At 56.4% G+C, this 628-nt stretch carries 1 protein-coding gene; it reads left to right on the forward strand.

Annotated elements, in window-relative coordinates:
- Positions 1-628: Rossmann-fold NAD(P)-binding domain-containing protein (locus AC1DS5_RS25220; RefSeq protein ID WP_477720980.1), on the forward strand; the 628-nt coding region annotated here is incomplete at both ends.

Below are 628 nucleotides of genomic sequence, written 5' to 3' on the forward strand. Positions count from 1 at the left end.
GCCCCTTGCTGTATCGCGTAAACAGCGTCGGGCGGTTGATGCCGATTGGCTAGTCGCGGATCTGGCGGTGCCGACGTCATTGGACTTGACTGAAGTCAGCACACTCTATTGCACGGCCCACGTCGGACTTTTAGCGGAATCGCTTCCTCACTTTGTGATTCCGAACCTCAAGCGGGTGGTAGCTTTCACCTCGACCAGCATAGTGACCAAGCGAAACTCTGAAATCGCTGAGGAGCGAGCACACGTCCGTCATTGGGAAGAAGCGGAGCGACGAGTAATTGAAGTTTGCGAGCGACTTGGCATTGTCTGGACGGTATTGCGGCCGACCATCATCTATGCGGAGGGGCGCGATGCCAATATCACCAGGCTTGCGCGATTGATTCAAAAGATCAGTTTCATGCCGCTTGCGGGCACGGGCGCTGGCCTGCGGCAGCCAGTGCATGCAGAAGATCTGGCCATTGGCGCCATCGCAGCTGCTCGAAGTCCGGCTGCAGAAAACAAAATCTACGCTGTGCCCGGCACCGAGATCCTCAGCTATCGCGAAATGATAGGACGTATTTTTGACGGATTGCACAAACGGCGTTGCATTGTTTCCGTCCCGCCATTCCTATGGCGCGCGGCATTTGCG

Source organism: Polaromonas sp. P4_H1, assembly GCF_056400945.1.